General features: G+C 68.6%; 15 protein-coding genes and 1 pseudogene. 6 read left to right on the top strand and 10 right to left on the bottom strand.

What is annotated here, in order from left to right; genetic code table 11:
* Positions 1 to 12: 12 nt before the first annotated feature.
* Together A5732_RS00275 and lepA are read right to left on the bottom strand one after the other, a co-directional pair.
* A complete protein-coding gene (locus tag A5732_RS00275; RefSeq protein ID WP_076054182.1) occupies positions 13 to 771 on the bottom strand; it encodes a sensor domain-containing protein in 759 nt (252 codons plus the stop codon).
* Between the two features lie 2 nt (positions 772 to 773).
* Positions 774 to 2,781, bottom strand: a pseudogene (lepA, locus tag A5732_RS00270) (translation elongation factor 4).
* On the opposite strand from lepA, the gene A5732_RS00265 reads away from it, so the two are divergent.
* Positions 2,763 to 3,365, top strand: a complete 603-nt coding sequence (locus A5732_RS00265) for a type II toxin-antitoxin system PemK/MazF family toxin (protein WP_076099981.1) — start codon at positions 2,763 to 2,765, stop codon at positions 3,363 to 3,365. The pseudogene lepA and the gene A5732_RS00265 sit on opposite strands and share 19 nt — an antisense overlap.
* A gap of 80 nt (positions 3,366 to 3,445) precedes the next feature.
* Here the strand turns inward: A5732_RS00265 and A5732_RS00260 are convergent, their stop codons facing one another.
* Positions 3,446 to 3,874 (bottom strand): CBS domain-containing protein, encoded by a 429-nt coding sequence (locus A5732_RS00260; protein WP_076099976.1) that lies wholly within the window; start codon positions 3,872 to 3,874, stop codon positions 3,446 to 3,448.
* Positions 3,875 to 4,041: 167 nt separating this feature from the next.
* Here A5732_RS00260 and A5732_RS00255 point away from each other — a divergent pair, with 167 nt between their 5' ends.
* The gene (locus A5732_RS00255) at positions 4,042 to 4,884 is read left to right on the top strand and encodes a ribonuclease Z (protein ID WP_076099973.1); all 843 of its coding nucleotides are present in this window, start codon (positions 4,042 to 4,044) and stop codon (positions 4,882 to 4,884) included.
* A 9-nt stretch (positions 4,885 to 4,893) separates the two neighbouring features.
* Here the strand turns inward: A5732_RS00255 and A5732_RS00250 are convergent, their stop codons facing one another.
* From A5732_RS00250 to A5732_RS00235, 4 genes are all read right to left on the bottom strand, one after another.
* The gene (locus A5732_RS00250; protein WP_171974932.1) at positions 4,894 to 5,469 is read right to left on the bottom strand and encodes a hypothetical protein; all 576 of its coding nucleotides are present in this window, start codon (positions 5,467 to 5,469) and stop codon (positions 4,894 to 4,896) included.
* A 181-nt stretch (positions 5,470 to 5,650) separates the two neighbouring features.
* The gene (locus A5732_RS00245) at positions 5,651 to 6,490 is read right to left on the bottom strand and encodes a transglutaminase family protein (RefSeq protein ID WP_076054178.1); all 840 of its coding nucleotides are present in this window, start codon (positions 6,488 to 6,490) and stop codon (positions 5,651 to 5,653) included.
* Positions 6,490 to 7,467, bottom strand: coding sequence for an alpha-E domain-containing protein (locus A5732_RS00240; RefSeq protein WP_064951475.1), 978 nt, complete (start codon positions 7,465 to 7,467; stop codon positions 6,490 to 6,492). Before A5732_RS00240 ends, A5732_RS00245 begins: the two co-directional genes overlap by 1 nt.
* A complete protein-coding gene (locus tag A5732_RS00235; protein ID WP_076099876.1) occupies positions 7,467 to 9,149 on the bottom strand; it encodes a circularly permuted type 2 ATP-grasp protein in 1,683 nt (560 codons plus the stop codon). Before A5732_RS00235 ends, A5732_RS00240 begins: the two co-directional genes overlap by 1 nt.
* 145 nt (positions 9,150 to 9,294) lie before the next feature.
* Between A5732_RS00235 and rpsT the strand changes: the two genes are divergently transcribed.
* Positions 9,295 to 9,555 (top strand): 30S ribosomal protein S20, encoded by a 261-nt coding sequence (rpsT, locus tag A5732_RS00230; RefSeq protein ID WP_064951473.1) that lies wholly within the window; start codon positions 9,295 to 9,297, stop codon positions 9,553 to 9,555.
* Positions 9,556 to 9,571: 16 nt separating this feature from the next.
* On the opposite strand, the gene holA is transcribed toward rpsT, so the two are convergent.
* The 3 genes from holA to A5732_RS00215 all read right to left on the bottom strand — a co-directional run bounded on the left by holA (position 9,572) and on the right by A5732_RS00215 (position 13,024).
* Positions 9,572 to 10,540 (bottom strand): DNA polymerase III subunit delta, encoded by a 969-nt coding sequence (gene holA, locus A5732_RS00225; RefSeq protein WP_076099873.1) that lies wholly within the window; start codon positions 10,538 to 10,540, stop codon positions 9,572 to 9,574.
* A gap of 64 nt (positions 10,541 to 10,604) precedes the next feature.
* On the bottom strand, positions 10,605 to 12,104 hold the full coding sequence (locus A5732_RS00220; protein WP_076099870.1) for a ComEC/Rec2 family competence protein: 1,500 nt from the start codon (positions 12,102 to 12,104) through the stop codon (positions 10,605 to 10,607).
* A gap of 50 nt (positions 12,105 to 12,154) precedes the next feature.
* Positions 12,155 to 13,024, bottom strand: coding sequence for a ComEA family DNA-binding protein (locus A5732_RS00215; RefSeq protein WP_076099868.1), 870 nt, complete (start codon positions 13,022 to 13,024; stop codon positions 12,155 to 12,157).
* A gap of 200 nt (positions 13,025 to 13,224) precedes the next feature.
* Between A5732_RS00215 and A5732_RS00210 the strand changes: the two genes are divergently transcribed.
* From A5732_RS00210 to A5732_RS00200, 3 genes are read left to right on the top strand one after another with little or no spacing between them, the layout of a single operon-like run.
* A complete protein-coding gene (locus A5732_RS00210; RefSeq protein WP_076099866.1) occupies positions 13,225 to 14,385 on the top strand; it encodes an acyl-CoA dehydrogenase family protein in 1,161 nt (386 codons plus the stop codon).
* Between the two features lie 7 nt (positions 14,386 to 14,392).
* On the top strand, positions 14,393 to 15,499 hold the full coding sequence (locus A5732_RS00205) for an acyl-CoA dehydrogenase family protein (RefSeq protein ID WP_076054168.1): 1,107 nt from the start codon (positions 14,393 to 14,395) through the stop codon (positions 15,497 to 15,499).
* Between the two features lie 3 nt (positions 15,500 to 15,502).
* On the top strand, positions 15,503 to 15,934 hold the full coding sequence (locus tag A5732_RS00200) for a PPOX class F420-dependent oxidoreductase (RefSeq protein ID WP_076099863.1): 432 nt from the start codon (positions 15,503 to 15,505) through the stop codon (positions 15,932 to 15,934).
* The last annotated feature ends 12 nt before the right edge of the window (positions 15,935 to 15,946 follow it).

Raw genomic sequence — 15,946 nt, 5'->3', positions numbered from 1 at the left:
AGCCGCGCGACGTCAGCCTAGGGCGCTGACTCGGTCCATCAGGGCGTGCGCGACGTCGATGGCGCTGGAATCGATGTCGGCCGATCCAGGGTCGGAGGACCGTCGCCCGCCGAAGAACACCACCTGCACCTCGACGAGGCAGTTCGACCGGATGCCGATCGCGCGCGCCTGCGGGGTGGGCCGCAGGGGCGGCATGTTGGGCAGGACCGCCGTCGCGGTTTTGGTGGCCGCGATGGTGGAATCCGTGGTGCGGACATCGCTGATGACGTTCGAGGTGCTGATCGGGCCGCTCTGCTCCGACGTCGTCATGCCGTTGCACTGCTGCCACTGCTGGGAGAACTGCGCGAACAGCGCCTGGGCCTGTGCGGGCGACGGAAGCGTGACCACGCCCTCCTCGACCACGATCACCTGCGCCGGCTCGCCGTTGTTCCACCACGATTCCGACGCAACGTCTTTCACGTCGGCGGATTGGTACACACCCTGCTGCAGCATCGCCGTCACGCCCAGACAACCGGCCTGCGACATCGATCGCTTGACCTGATACAGCTTTTCGGGCCCGCCGAATTCGGCCGGGTCCCGCGCCACGAACGTCTGATTGAGCATCCGCGACAGCGTCGGGCCGTCGAGAAGCACCTGTTTGACCGTCGCGCCGCTGAGCGGTCGCGGCTTCAGGTTCGGCGCCGGCTTCGCCGTGCCGGCCACGACCCCACCGCAGCCCGTCGCCAACGCGGCGACCGCCATCAGCACCGTCGCCATCCCCCGTATATGCATGGCTACTTCTTGCCCTTGTCCCCTACGGCGTCGGCGGACAGCGCCGCGACGAACGCCTCCTGCGGCACGTCGACGCGCCCGATGGTCTTCATCCGCTTCTTGCCTTCCTTCTGCTTTTCCAGAAGCTTGCGTTTACGGGTGATGTCACCGCCGTAGCACTTAGACAACACGTCCTTTCGGATCGCGCGAATGTTTTCGCGCGCAATGATTTTCGATCCGATGGCGGCCTGGACGGGAACCTCGAACTGCTGGCGCGGGATCAGCTCTTTGAGCTTGGTGGTCATTTTGTTGCCGTACGCCGATGCCCCGTCCTTGTGGACGATCGCGCTGAATGCGTCGACCGCCTCGCCCTGCAGCAGGATGTCGACTTTGACCAGTTGTGCCTCCTGCTCGCCGGCCTCCTCGTAGTCGAGGCTCGCGTAGCCGCGGGTGCGCGACTTCAGCGAGTCGAAGAAGTCGAAGATGATCTCGCCCAGCGGCATGGTGTAGCGCAGTTCGACCCGTTCGGGTGACAGGTAATCCATGCCGCCCAGCTCGCCGCGGCGCGACTGGCACAACTCCATGATGGTGCCGATGAATTCGCTGGGCGCGATGATCGTGGTCTTGACCACCGGCTCGTAAACGGTGCGGACCTTACCCTCGGGCCAGTCCGACGGGTTGGTCACCACGATCTCGGTGTTGTCCTCCTTGACCACGCGGTAGACGACGTTGGGCGACGTCGAAATCAGGTCCAGGTTGAACTCTCGCTCCAGGCGCTCCCGGGTGATCTCCATGTGCAGCAGACCCAAGAAGCCGCAACGGAATCCGAAGCCCAGCGCCACCGACGTCTCCGGCTCGTAGGTCAGCGCCGCGTCGTTGAGCTGCAGCCTGTCCAGAGCGTCACGCAGAACCGGATAGTCGGAGCCGTCCACCGGATAAAGGCCCGAGTAGACCATCGGCCTCGGTTCGCGGTATCCGGTCAGCGCCTCGGTGGCGCCGTGCCGGGCCGCCGTCACCGTGTCACCGACCTTGGATTGGCGCACGTCCTTGACGCCGGTGATCAGGTAGCCCACCTCCCCCACACCCAGGCCGTCGCTGGCCTTGGGCTCGGGCGAGACGATGCCGACCTCGAGCAGCTCGTGCGTGGCGCCGGTGGACATCATCGCGATGCGTTCGCGCGGGGTGATCTTGCCGTCCACCACCCGGACGTAGGTCACCACGCCGCGGTAGATGTCGTAGACGGAGTCGAAGATCATCGCCCGCAGCGGCGCGTCGGCAACACCCTGCGGGGGCGGCACCTCGCGCACCACATGGTCGAGCAGGTCGGCGACGCCGTCCCCGGTCTTGCCCGAAACGCGCAGCACGTCGCCCGGCTCGCAGCCGATGATGTGGCCGATCTCGGCGGCGTAGCGGTCGGGGTCGGCGGCGGGCAGGTCGATCTTGTTCAGCACCGGGATGATGTGCAGGTCGCGGTCGAGCGCGAGGTAGAGGTTGGCCAGGGTCTGCGCCTCGATGCCCTGCGCGGCGTCGACCAGCAGTACCGCGCCCTCGCAGGCCTCCAGCGCGCGCGACACCTCATAGGTGAAGTCGACGTGGCCCGGGGTGTCGATCAGGTGCAGCACGTAATCGGTGTCGCCGACCCGCCACGGCAGGCGCACGTTCTGGGCCTTGATGGTGATCCCGCGCTCGCGCTCGATGTCCATCCGGTCCAGGTACTGGGCACGCATGGACCGCTCGTCGACGACGCCGGTGAGCTGGAGCATCCGGTCGGCCAACGTGGACTTGCCGTGGTCGATGTGGGCGATGATGCAGAAATTCCGAATCTGCGCCGGCGCAGTGAAGGTCTTGTCGGCGAAACTGCTGATGGGAATCTCCTGGTGCGTGCAAGCTTGGCGGGGCGCGTCGCGGCCGTTTCCGGGGCGGTTCGCGGGTACGTCCAGCGTATCCAGACAGGGTCGCCGGAACCTACTTGGACACAATCGCAGCCCGCCGCTCGCGTCTATGCTGCGAATATGCCGTCTCCCCGGAAATCCCAGTGGAAGACGTTCCAGCGTTTCGCGGAGAATCTGGTGTTCAACGGGGCTCCGCGCCTGGTCCGGCAGGTGCAGAATTCCCAGACCGTGCTGCGCGAGTTGCAGCAGGCCGTGCGGATCACCGCGAACGTCATCGCCGCGGTGGCGCCGCCGGCCGCCGAAGCGCCCGTCACCGGCCGGCCGGTGACCAGCGGCAGCCTCCCGACCGCGCATCGTGCCCGCAAACTGGTGTACACGCCGAGCCTGGACGGCCGGGCGGATCCCGGCGAGATCGTTTGGACATGGGTGGTCTACGAGGACGACCCGACCCGCGGCAAGGACCGCCCCGTCCTGGTGGTGGGACGGGACCGCAGCGTCCTGCTGGGGCTGATGGTTTCCAGCCAGGAGCGTCACGCCGCGGATCACGACTGGATCGGAATCGGTTCCGGCCCTTGGGATTACGAGGGCAGGCCGAGCTGGGTCCGACTCGACCGGGTGCTCGACGTGCCCGAAGAGGGCATCCGCCGCGAGGGCGCCATCCTGGATCGCGAGCTCTTCGATGCGATCGCAGCCCGGCTGCGGGCCGACTACTCCTGGCGCTAACGCGCCGACCAGCGTGCACTCAGGGCGAGAAACGCAAAAATCTTCGCCGTGAGTGCACGCTCGGCGAATGGAGCTGGCGATCAGCCCTGGGTGATGTAGGACTGCAGCTGCGCCTGCTCGGCCTCGAGCTCTTCCATCCGCGTCTTCACCACGTCACCGATGCTGACGATGCCGATCAGCTTCTTGCCGTCCAGCACCGGCACGTGCCGCACCCGGTTCTTGGTCATCAACACGCTGATGGCGTCGACCTCGTCGGTCTTGCTGCAGGTGGCCAGCATCGACGTCATGATCTTGGACACCGGGCGGGACAGCACGCTGGCGCCGTGCGTGTGCAGCTGGCGCACCACGTCGCGCTCCGACACGATGCCGACGACACCCTCGTCGCCGACCACGACCATGGCGCCGATGTTTTGCTCGCTCAGGCCGGCAAGCAGCTCGCGAACCGTCGCGTTCGGGTTGATGGTCACCACCGCCGCGCCCTTGTTTCGCAAGACGTCCGCTATCCGCATCGAGGCCTCCAGCCGGGTCGTGATCCGCTTCACATCAGGCTACGGCTAACTCGCGCGGCGGAAAAGCCACTAAGAGAACCTGCAAACAGATCGTGTCCAAACGGTGAAAGCCGCGCGGATCGGCCGATTGGGCCCCTACAGCCACCGCGGGCTTGCAAGATATGCCCATGATCGAGGTCACTCTGCTGGGAACCGGAAGTCCGATCCCCGATCCGAACCGAGCCGGACCGTCCACGCTGGTGCGCGCCGGCGGGCAGACGTTCCTTGTCGATTGCGGGCGTGGCGTGCTGCAGCGCGCGGCCGCCGTCGGGGTGGGCGCGGCCGGCTTGACGGCCCTGTTGTTGACCCACCTGCATAGCGACCACATCGGCGATCTCGGCGACGTCCTCATCACCCGGTGGATCAGCACCTTCGCCCCCGATCCCGCACCGCTGCCGATCATCGGACCGCCGGGCACCGCCGAGGCGGTCGCGGCGACGCTGAACGCGTTCCGGCACGACATCGGCTACCGGATCGCCCATCACAACGACATCAACGAGCCGCCGGCGGTGGACGTCCACGAATACACCGAGGGCGCCGCCTGGGACCGCGACGGGATAACCATCCGGGTGGCGCCCACCGATCACCGGCCGGTCGCCCCGACCATCGGCTTCCGGATCGACTACCAGGGCGCCTCGGTGGTGCTCGCCGGGGACACCGTCCCGTGCGCCGGCCTGGACGAGCTGGCGGCGGGCGCCGGCGCGCTGGTGCACACCGTGATCCGCAAGGACATCGTCGCCAACATCCCCCAGCAGCGGCTGCAGGACATCTGCGACTACCACTCGTCGGTTGAGGAAGCAGCGGCCACCGCGGCCCGCGCGGGGGTGGGCACCCTGGTCATGACGCACTACGTGCCGGCCCTGGTGCCCGGCCAGGAAGAACAGTGGCGGGCGCTGGCGGCCGCGCAGTTCGATGGGCGCATCGAACTCGGTGACGACCTGCACCGGGTTCAGGTCGACGCGCCTGCGTGACGCCGCGGCTCACCGGGACGCCGAATTTCGTTGCGCCGCAGGGGATAGCGCAATTCCTGCCACCATCAGCCAGGTCAGCGCCAATACCCGCGCGACCGGCAGGATGACACCCAGCGCCGGCCAGATCAGCACCGCCGTCGCCGCTTCGGCGAGGGCGGCTGTCGCCACACCGATCCAGGCGATCGGCCGGGGCAGCAATCTGTTGCCGGGCGCCGCGATCGCGCCTACCAGCAGGCCCAGCGCCACGATGTGCCCCGGGCCGCCCGTGAGAAACACCAGCAGGTAGAGCGCCCTGACCACCGCCGCATTCGCCGCGACGTCCCGTATCGACAACGCCCAACCCAGCAGACCGGCCAGGCCGAGGGCACCCGCGGCCAGCGCGCCGCCGGTCAGCGCGATCGCGGCCGACCCGGCGCCGACCCCGAGTCGGCGCAACCGGGCAGCCGCGAGCGCCGCGTAGAGCGCCAGCGGCACCGACGACGCGAACGTCGCAACCGCGATGATGCGCACGGCGGTCGGCTGGGCTCGGACGTAGCTCACGACGGCGCTCGGCGGGCCGTAGGGCAACGGCATGACGCCGCCCACGGCGACCCCGACGGTGATGCCGCCGATCAGCAGCCCGATGCAAACCAGCGACAACGCGGCCAGGGGCGACCCCCCACGCCCGGGTCGGCTCGCATCGCGCCGGGCCCCAGCGGCGGCTGAATCGCTCATCCGTGCAACGGTATCGCCGCAACGGCTCGCCGACGTCGGCTTTGCACCCCGGTTAGGCGAGCCGGGTCACCTCCACGATGACGTCGAGGTCGGTGGCGCCCTCCCCGGAGTAGATGCCCTTCAACGGGGAAACGTCGGCGTAATCGCGACCCGCGCCCACGCCCACGTACTGCTCGGTGATCTCGGCGTCGTTGGTGGGGTCATAGCTCCACCACGCTCCCGTCCATGCCTCAATCCAGGCATGGCTTCGCCCGTCCACGGTGTCCCCCACGACCGCTTCACGTTTGGGATGCAGGTAGCCCGATACGTAATGCGCCGGAATTCCCATGCTGCGCAACAACATCAGCGACAGGTGGACGAAGTCCTGGCAGACGCCCTTGCCCTCTTTGAGCGCGTCCAGCCCCGAGGAGGCCACGCTGGTGGTCCCGGGAAGATACTCGAGTTCGTTGCGCACCCAATTAGCCGCGGCGACAACGGCTTCGGCCGGCTCGTGGGACTTACTGATCTTTTTGCCAACCGATGCCACCCGCTTGCTCGCCGGGGTGTGCTCGGTGGGGCGCAGCAGCTCGTCGTAGCGGTCGATCACGGCCTCCGACTGCAGGTCGCTCCAGCCCACCTCCGTCGAGAGCGGCTCGGCCCGCTCGGTTTCGACGACGGAGGACGACATCACCGTGAGGTCGGTGTGGGGAGCGTGCAGGTCGAACGCCGTGACCGCGGTGCCCCAGTAGTCGATGTAGCGATAGGACCGCGTCGCCGGAATGGTCTCGACCCGGTTGAGGATGACGTTCTGCCGAGTGTTCGATCGCGGGGTCAGCCGGGCCTCGTTGTAGGAGGCGGTCACCGGCGACTGGTAGGCGTACCCCGTGGTGTGCACCACCCGCAGCCGCCACATCAGCCGTCCCCTTTCCTGCTGACCAGTCGGGCACGCTGGCCCGCGTCCGACCACGCTACCCATGGAGTCACGTGGAAGTACTGCAGCGCCAACGCTTCTCCGACGTCACGACATGTTCGTTGCAGACCCGCCAAACGGCTCTCCAGCGTCTCCAGCAGCACGCCGGGCTGGACGAACTCCAATTCGCTGCGGGCCTGCCCGAGCAGCCGCTGCGCCTCGGCGGTGGCCCCGATTCGGCTCTGCCGGTTGCGGACCAGTTCGTCGAGGTTGTGTTCGGCCAGCCGCAGCGAGTAGAACACCGAACGGGGAAAGAGCCGGTCCAGCAACATGAATTCGACCACTCGGCCCGCGTCCAGCACACCGCGGTAGGTGCGCAGGTAGGTGTCGTGCGCACCCGCCGAACGCAACAGCGTCACCCACGCCGGCGACGAGGCGCTGTCTCCGACCCGCGACAGCAACAGCCGCACCGTCATGTCCACCCGTTCGATCGCCCGGCCCAGCACCATGAACCGGTAGCCGTCGTCGCGCGACAGCGTAGAGTCGGCCAACCCGGCGAACATTGCCGCCCGTCGCTCGATGAACGATAAGAAGTCATGTGGCCCAAGGCGTTTGGCGGCACTTTCGCGTTCGGGCAGGGCGTGGTAGGTCGTGTTGAGACACTCCCAGATTTCGCTGGACGTCACCTCACGCGCCGACTTCGCGTTTTCTCGCGCCGCCGTGATCGCGTCGACGATCGAGCAGCCGCCCTGGGTGTTGGTGTTATAGGCCACCAAGTCGGTCAACGACCACACATCCAAGTCGTGATCCGGCGGGTCGATGCCGAGCACCCGCAGCAGCAGGCGCGAAGCCTGGTCGGGGTCGACGCTGGAGTCCTCCAGCAGTTGGTGCAGTGCGACGTCCAGGATTCGTGAGGTGTCGTCGGCTCGCTCGACGTAGCGGCCGATCCAGTAGAGCGCCTCGGCGTTACGTGCCAGCATCAGCGCACCGCCTTTTGTTGTTGCTGTTGCTTGGGCTTCTCGCGCTGGGGCTGGTCGGTGGGCTGCGGCTGCTGCGAGGGCACAGACGTCAGCCGCGGCGAGTCTTCCAGCGGGTCCGGCATCGACTCGGGCAACGACCGCACCACCTCCGCCGCGCCGAGCTCATGGTCGCCCCCCGACGCTCGCGACGCCAGCACCCAGGTGTCCTTGGACCCGCCGCCCTGGCTGGAGTTGACCACCCGCGACCCCTCGACCAGGGCCACCCGGGTCAGCCCGCCGGGCAGCACGAACACGTCGTTGCCGTCGTTGACCGCGAATGGCCGCAGATCGACGTAGCGGGGCGCCAGGGTGTTACCGATCTGCGTCGGCACGGTCGAGAGCTCCATCATCGGCTGCGCGATCCAGCTGCGGGGATCGTCGCGAATCTTCTTGGCGGCCGCAGCGAGCTCTTTAGCCGAGGCCTCCGGACCGAACACGATGCCGTAGCCGCCGGAACCCTCAACCGGCTTGATGACCAGCTCGTCGATGCGGTCCAGCGCTTCTTCACGCTCGTCATCAAGCCAGCAGCGCAACGTCTCCACGTTGGCCAGCAGTGGCTTCTCGCCCAGGTAGTACTCGATCATCGTGGGCACGTAGGTGTACACGAGTTTGTCGTCGCCGACGCCGTTGCCGATGGCGCTGGAGATGGAGACGTTGCCGGCGCGGGCCGCGTTGACCAGACCGGCCACGCCCAGCATCGAGTCGGCGCGGAACTGCAGCGGATCGAGGAAGGCATCGTCGATGCGCCGGTAGATGACGTCGACCTGACGCTCGCCCTCGGTGGTGCGCATGTACACCTGGTTGTCACGGCAGAACAGGTCGCGCCCCTCGACAAGCTCCACGCCCATCTGACGGGCCAGCAGCGAATGTTCGAAATACGCCGAGTTGTAGACGCCCGGGGTCAGCACCACCACCGTGGGATCGGCCTCGTTGGTGGCCGCGGAGTTGCGCAGCGCCCGCAGCAGGTGCGAGGCGTAGTCGTCGACCGCGCGCACCCGGTGGGTGGCGAACAGGTTCGGGAAAACCCTGGCCATGGTGCGCCGGTTCTCCATGACATAGGACACACCCGACGGCGAGCGCAGGTTGTCCTCGAGAACCCGCCAAGTGCCCTTGTCGTCGCGGATCAGGTCGATGCCCGCGACGTGGATCCGCACGCCGTTGGGCGGAACGATGCCCATCGCCTGGCGGTGGAAGTGCTCACAGGAGGTGACCAGCCGGCGCGGAATGACGCCGTCGTTCAGAATTTCCTGGTCACCGTAGATGTCATCGAGGTACATCTCGAGCGCCTTGACCCGTTGGGTGATGCCGCGCTGCAACCGGGTCCACTCGGCGGCCGAGATAACGCGCGGCACCAGGTCGAGCGGAAAGGGCCGCTCCTGACCCGATAACGAGAAGGTGATCCCTTGGTCGATGAATGCGCGGGCTAGCGCTTCGGCGCGTGCTTTCAGGTCCGAGGCGTCCGAGGGCGCAAGCTCGGCGTAAATGCCCTTGTAGGGCCCGCGAACGGCGCCCTGGTCATCGAACATTTCATCGAAAGCCATCTCGTAGGCGTCCGACGACATGTTGTAGCCGCCGAAAATCCCCTCAGAACGCGCAGCACGAAACCCCCGCCTGGTCTCCTCAAGCTGGTTCGTAAGACTCACTGTTCAGATGCTGCCTCAAATCGGCGTTCTGGGCAGCCCACGTGTTCCCGTTTTGGGAGAAAACGTAACTCACTGATAACCTGGGCAATCGCTGTGGTGATATCCGGCGACCCACAAAACGTCTAATCGAAGAAGGAACTCCAGCGTGGCCAACATCAAGTCGCAGCAGAAGCGCAACAAGACGAACGAGCGCGCTCGCCTGCGCAACAAGTCGGTGAAGTCGTCGCTGCGTACCGCCGTCCGCGCGTTCCGCGAGGCCACCCAAGCCGGCGACAAGGAGAAGGCCGCCGAGCTGCTGGTGTCGACCAACCGCAAGCTGGACAAGGCGGCGAGCAAGGGCGTGATCCACAAGAACCAGGCCGCGAACAAGAAGTCTGCGCTGGCGCAGGCCCTCAACAAGATCTAAGGGCACCCGCCCGCCCCTAGTGGCCGCGCTGGGCGGCTAGTTCGGCGACCTGCCTTACCGCGGATTCCAGGGCGTAGTCGGCGTCCACCACCGCCCCCTTGACGTTCGCGTTGAGCGCGGCGACCACCTTCATCGCCGTCGCGACCGAGTCACGGGACCAACGCCGGGCCTGTTTCTGTGCCTTCTGCACCCGCCAGGGCGGCATCCCGAGCTGCGACGCCAGGCGGTACGGGTCGCCCGACAGCGGGCCGACCCGGCCGATGGTGTGGATCGCCTCGGCCAGCGCATCGGCCAGCACCACCAGCGGCTCCCCCCGCATCATCGCCCACCGCAGCGCCTCGGCGGCTCCCTCGATGTCGCCGGCCACCGCCTTGTCCGCGATGTCGAAGCCCTTCACCTCGGCCTTGCCGCTGTGGTAGCGGCGCACCGCGGCGGCGTCGACCACCCCGCCGGTGTCGGCCACCAATTGCGAGCAGGCAGAGGCCAACTCCCGCAGATCGGAACCGACCGAATCCAGCATCGCGGTCACCGTCTCCTCGTCGGCCTTGACGCGCAGACCGCGAAATTCCTTGCGGACGAAGTCGATGCGTTCGCTGAGTTTGGTGATCCGCGCGCACGCATGCACCTCGGCGCCGAGGGACTGCAGCTCGGTGGCCAGCGCCTTGGCCCGCCCACCGCCCGAGTGCACCACCACCAGCACCACACCCGTCGGCATGTCGTTCGCGGCCGAAACAATCACCGCGGCAGCGTCTTTGCCCGCTTCGCCGGCGGCCTCCAGCACCACGATGCGCTCGTCGGCGAACAGCGACGGACTCAGCAGCTCGGCGAGCTCATACGTGCTGACGTCGCCCGCCCGCATCCGGTTGACCGGCACGTCGTCGGTGCCGGCCCGTTTCCGCGCCGACCGCAGGACGTCGGCCACCGCCCGCTCGACCAGCAGATCCTCGTCTCCCAGGACCAGGTGCAACGGCGAAACCTCGCTCACCCCACGATGGTGTCACGCCCCACCGACTGCGCCGCTCGGGGATGCGGCCGGACCACGACCCGCCCTACCCCAGCCCGGACAGCGCCCAGGCCAGCCCGGCCAGTGCCGCCACTCCCGCCGCGAGCCGGAACGGCCGCCACCGCCACAGCACCACCGCCAGCACCGTGACACCGCCGACGATCAGCGTGCCGGGCATGCCCTCCGGGACCGGCAGGGTCGCGCCGGGCAGGCCGGCCGCCCAGCGGGCCACCCCGTCGACCCACCACAACTCGGGACCGGTGAACCGGATCAGCAGCCGCGCGGCGGCCGGCCACACCGCGCAGAGCGCCGCCGCGGCCGTGCCGAGCACCGTGATCGGCGCGATCACGGCGGCCACCACGAGGTTCGCCAGCGCGGCGACCACGCTGAAACGGCCCGAGATCGCCGCGACCAGAGGCGCGGTCACCACCTGCGCGGCCCAGGCGACGGCGAGCGCGTCGGCCAGCGGCTTGGGCCACCCCTTGCCCACCAGCCGCCGCGACCAGACCGGCGCGACGACGATCAGCGCGGCGGTGGCGACCACCGACAGCGCGAACCCCACGTCGACGGCCAGCGCCGGGGCGACGGCCAGCAGCACCAGCACCGTGGCGGCCAGGGCCGGAATGGCTTGGCGCCGACGCGAAGACAGCATTCCCACCAGTGCGATGGCAGCCATCACCGCCGCCCGCACCACACTGGCCGTCGGCTGCACCACGATGACGAAGGCCACCAGCGCCAGCGCGGCCAGGGCGACGGCCGCGCGGGGGCCGATCAGACGGGCCGAGAACAGCACGGCGGCGCACACGATCGTCACGTTGGCGCCCGACACGGCCATCAGGTGCGTCATGCCCGCCACGCGGAAGTCGCGGCTGGTGTCGCTCGGCACCGCCGAGGTGTCACCGAGCACCAGCGCGGGCAGCATCGCCGCCTGCTCGCCCGGCAGCGTGTCGCGGACGGCGGCGGCGAACCGGCTGCGCACCCCGTGCGCGGCGCGCTGCACGGCGCTCGCGGTGCCCATGGTCGGGCGGCCCGACGCGTTGAGCACCGCGACCGTCAGGTCGCGACGGGCCGGCCGGGTGATGCGCGTGGTGAACTGCACCGGCTGACCCACCATCACGGCGCCGAAGTCCGAGGCGCGCGCGAAAACGACGACCCGGCCCGCTGTTTGGGCGTCGCGCAGACGTCGCAGGGAGGCCTTGAACATCAACCGGCCGGCGCCCAGCGACACCGGGCTCTCGGTGGGCGTGACGGTGACCGGGGCGCTGCTGCCGAACGCCGCAGTGATCGGGTGGTGAACGACAGCGTCGGTGCGCAGCCCGATGGCGAAGCCATATCCCGCGCCCACCACGCCGATCGCGGCCAGGCCGGCGCCGATCGCCCGCAGCCGCGCCGCCGTTCGGCCGGGCCGGTGCGCGGCGCGCCATGCCAGCACACCGGACGCGGCGACGAGCGCGAGACAGCACCAGGCGAGGAGTCGACAGGCCGGCCACCAGATCCCGGCGGCGGTCACCGCCCAACAGGTCAGCGCCGCCGGCACCAGGCGCACATCGACATGCCCGGAAGGCGATACGCCCGGCCCGGCAGTGACCACCGGGGTCAGACACGGACCAGGGCGCGCAGCTTCTCCAACCGCGCCGGCCCGATGCCCTCGACGTCGGCGAGCTGGTCGACGCTGGTGAATCTGCCGTTGGATTGCCGCCACGCCACGATCGCGGCGGCGGTCACCGGGCCGACGCCGGGCAGCGCGTCGAGTTCGGCAACGGTCGCGGTGTTCAGGTCGACCGCCTGGCCCGGCTTCGGCTTGACCGACCCCGGCGCCGGTGTAGGCGCCTTCGACGTCGGTGTCGCTCCGGTGGCCACCGAACTGCCCAGCGCCGTCGGCTGCCCGGGAGCGGGAGCCAGACCGACCACGATCTGCTCGCCGTCGCCGAGCGGTCGGGCCATGTTCAGTCCGATGGTGTCCGCGCCGTTTACCGCGCCGCCGGCGGCCTGCAGCGCATCGGCGATGCGCGCACCCGGCGCGAGGGTCACCAGCCCCGGGGTGTGCACCAAACCGACCACGCTGACCACCACCGGGCGGTCGGGGCCCGGCGGTGGTGCGGCACCCGGACTTGCCGACGGCCTCGGGGCAGCCGTCGACACCTTCTGCACCGGTGGCAGCTTGGCCGACATCACCGGCGCCGGACGGTCGCGCAGCAATGTGAAGACCGTGACCAGCACCGCCAGTGCCGCCACGATCGCCAGCCCAATGGCGCCGGAGCGCCCGGGGTCAGCGCGCACCCGGGCCACCCAGCCCCGGTCCCCCGACGCCTCGGGAAGCCACCGCGGCAGCAGCGAATTCTGGTCGTCGTCCGGGGTGTCGTCCGTCGACGCGGAGCCGGCGTTCTCGGGACCGGCGAGTGCATCGATCTCCGGTTCAGCGTGGAGCCGTCGCTGCAGGCGCTCCGCCGGAAGTTCTGTTCGCATGGGCCGACGGTAGGTCCGCGGTCTGCCACAACGGCCCCGCTCAACGGCGTCGCGGGGCCGATCTGTGGATTAACCCGAGGCTGTGCACGGCGCCCGCGAGGGATGGGTCAAGATGGAAGTCGAGCGAACGACCGGCATCGCCAGAAAACAGCTCTGGGCGCTGCGTCGTCACGGTCACCCCCAAACGACAGGAGGCTGCCATGCAACTGGCGCTCACACCCGAGGAAGCCGCGTTCCGCGACGAACTCCGCACCATCTACACGACCAAGATTCCCGAGGAGGTGCGCGACCGGGTGCGCCGCGGTTCGGCGGAAGTGAACCACGACGACATCGTCGCCAGCCACAAGATCCTGCACGAGCACGGCCTGGCGGTGCCGAACTGGCCGGTCGAGTGGGGCGGCAAGGACTGGACGCCGACCCAGCATCAGATCTGGGCCGACGAAATGCAGCTGGCGTGCGTCCCGGAGCCGCTGAACTTCAACACCAAGATGGTGGGCCCGGTGATCGCCGAATTCGGTTCGGAGGAGGTCAAACAACGCTTCCTGCCCCCGACGGCCAGCCTCGACATCTGGTGGTGCCAGGGATTCTCCGAGCCCGAGGCCGGATCTGACCTGGCGTCGCTGCGCACCACCGCGGTCCGCGACGGCGACAGCTACGTCGTCAACGGCCAGAAGACCTGGACCACGCTCGGACAGTACGCGGACTGGATCTTCTGCCTGGTGCGGACCGACCCGCAGGCACCCAAGCGGCAGGCCGGCATCTCGTTCCTGCTGTTCGACATGAACACCCCCGGCATCACCCTGCGGCCCATCAAGACGATCGACGGCGGCCACGAGATCAACGAGGTCTTCTTCGAGGACGTCCGGGTGCCCGCCAATCAGCTTGTCGGAGAAGAGAATCAGGGCTGGACGTACGCGAAGTTCCTGCTGGGCAACGAGCGCACGGGCATTGCCGGAGTGGGGCGGACCAAGGTGCGCCTCGCCGAGGTGAAGAAGCACGCGGCGGCCACCGGGGTGCTCAACGACCCGCTGTTCGCGGCGCGACTGGCCGAGGCCGAAAACGAGCTGCTGGCACTGGAACTCACGCAGTCGCGAGTGGTCACCGACTCCGCGGACGGCCAGCCCAACCCGGCATCGTCGGTGCTCAAGCTGCGCGGCAGCCAACTGCAGCAGGCGGCCACCGAACTGCTCGTCGAGGTGGCCGGGCCGGATGCGCTGCCGGCCAACGGCGAAGACATCGCCTCGCCGTCCTGGGCCCAACACAGTGCGCCGCACTACCTCAACTACCGCAAGACGTCGATCTACGGCGGTAGCAGCGAGGTGCAGCGCAACATCATCGCGTCGACGATTCTGGGATTGTGAGGCAGCCATGGACTTTCAACTGAGCGACGAGCAAGCCCTGCTCCGCGACACCACGCGCGATTTGTTGTCGCGCACCTATGACCCGGAAAGCCGCAACAAGATCATCGGCTCCGATCTCGGCTGGAGCCGCGAGGTGTGGAATCAGCTCGCCGACACGGGAATTCTGGGTCTGGGTTTCGAGCCGGAGGAGTCCGGCCAGATCGAGATCGCCGTCGTACTCACCGAGGTCGGGCGCCGGCTGGCCCCCGAACCGGTGCTGCACGCCGCGCTGGGGCCCGGTGCGCTGATCGCCGAGCTGGGCAGCGCCGAGCAGAAGCAGCTGCTCGACGAGGTCGCGGGCGGGCAGCGGCTGCTGGCGTTCGCCCACCTCGAGCCGGGCCAGCGCAAGCCCTCCGCCGAGGTGGGCACCAAGGCTGAGCGGCAAGGTGATTCGTGGACGCTGAGTGGCCGGAAGAACCCGGTGCTCGCCGGGGACTGCGCCGACACCTTGGTGGTCAGCGCGGCGCTGCCGAACGGCGGCACCGGCCTGTTCCTGGTCGACGCGGCAGCGGTGACGAGGAACCCGTACCGGACGTTCGACGGACAGCGCGGCGCCCAGATCGACCTGGACTCCACCGCCGCCGAACCCCTGGGCGAGGCGGTCGACGCCTCGGGCGCCATCCGCGACGCGCTCGTGCGCATCCAGTCGGCGCTGTGCGCCGAAGCGCTGGGGGCCATGGAGGAATCGCTGCGGCTGACCACCGATTACCTCAAGACGCGCAAGCAGTTCGGCGTCACGCTCAACAAATTCCAGGCGCTTACGCAGCGCGCAGCCGACATGTACGTGTCGCTGGAATTGGCCCGCAGCATGACGCTGTACGCGGCGATGTCGATCGCCGACGGCAACATCGACCCGGTGATCGCCTCGCGTGCCAAGCTGCAGATCGGCCGCTCCGGCCGCCACATCGCGCAGGAATCGGTGCAGATGCACGGCGGCATCGGCGTGACGGCCGAATACCCGATCAGCCACTACGCCGCCCGGCTCACCGCGATCGAGAACACCCTGGGCACCTCGGGCGAGCACCTGCACAACCTGATCGATCACCTCGGCGACTACGACCTGGCCCGCCTGTAACGCATGGCCGGGCCCGCGGAGCTGACCGAGAAGGTCATCGAGTTCCTGTCGGCCGGCACCCGTACCGGGATGCTCGGCTACCTCGCCGCCGACGGCCGCCCGCTGGTCGCGCCGGTGTGGTTCGTCGTCGACGACGGGCAGCTGGCGTTCAACACCGGGCGTGACACGTCGAAAGGCCGTGCCCTGGCCCGTGATCCGCGGGTGGTGATCTGCGTCGACGACCCCCATCCGCCCTATTCGTTCGTGCAGGTGCAGGGCGTGGCCACGGTCAGCGAGGATCCGCGGGACGTGCTGGACGTCGCCACCCGCACCGGCCGCCGCTACATGGGTGCCGGCCGCGCCGACGAATTCGGCCGCCGCAACGCCGTTCCCGGTGAATTGGTGGTTCGGGTGCGTCCGACCAAGGTCAACGCGGGATTCGATATCAGCAACTAGTTCGCCCACGGC

The sequence above is a fragment of the Mycobacterium colombiense genome, assembly GCF_001953985.1.
GTDB classification, from domain to species: Bacteria; Actinomycetota; Actinomycetes; order Mycobacteriales; family Mycobacteriaceae; genus Mycobacterium; species Mycobacterium colombiense_B.
This window is presented reverse-complemented; position numbering and strand designations above follow the sequence as displayed.

What these genes read in the sequence shown, in the direction of transcription:
- A5732_RS00275 (WP_076054182.1), bottom strand. Translation starts at nt 771, where the DNA reads ATGCATATACGGGGGATGGCGACGGTGCTGATGGCGGTCGCCGCGTTG.
- A5732_RS00265 (WP_076099981.1), top strand. Translation starts at nt 2,763, where the DNA reads ATGCCGTCTCCCCGGAAATCCCAGTGGAAGACGTTCCAGCGTTTCGCG.
- A5732_RS00260 (WP_076099976.1), bottom strand. Translation starts at nt 3,874, where the DNA reads ATGCGGATAGCGGACGTCTTGCGAAACAAGGGCGCGGCGGTGGTGACC.
- A5732_RS00255 (WP_076099973.1), top strand. Translation starts at nt 4,042, where the DNA reads ATGATCGAGGTCACTCTGCTGGGAACCGGAAGTCCGATCCCCGATCCG.
- A5732_RS00245 (WP_076054178.1), bottom strand. Translation starts at nt 6,490, where the DNA reads ATGTGGCGGCTGCGGGTGGTGCACACCACGGGGTACGCCTACCAGTCG.
- A5732_RS00240 (WP_064951475.1), bottom strand. Translation starts at nt 7,467, where the DNA reads ATGCTGGCACGTAACGCCGAGGCGCTCTACTGGATCGGCCGCTACGTC.
- A5732_RS00215 (WP_076099868.1), bottom strand. Translation starts at nt 13,024, where the DNA reads ATGCGAACAGAACTTCCGGCGGAGCGCCTGCAGCGACGGCTCCACGCT.
- A5732_RS00210 (WP_076099866.1), top strand. Translation starts at nt 13,225, where the DNA reads ATGCAACTGGCGCTCACACCCGAGGAAGCCGCGTTCCGCGACGAACTC.
- A5732_RS00205 (WP_076054168.1), top strand. Translation starts at nt 14,393, where the DNA reads ATGGACTTTCAACTGAGCGACGAGCAAGCCCTGCTCCGCGACACCACG.
- A5732_RS00200 (WP_076099863.1), top strand. Translation starts at nt 15,503, where the DNA reads ATGGCCGGGCCCGCGGAGCTGACCGAGAAGGTCATCGAGTTCCTGTCG.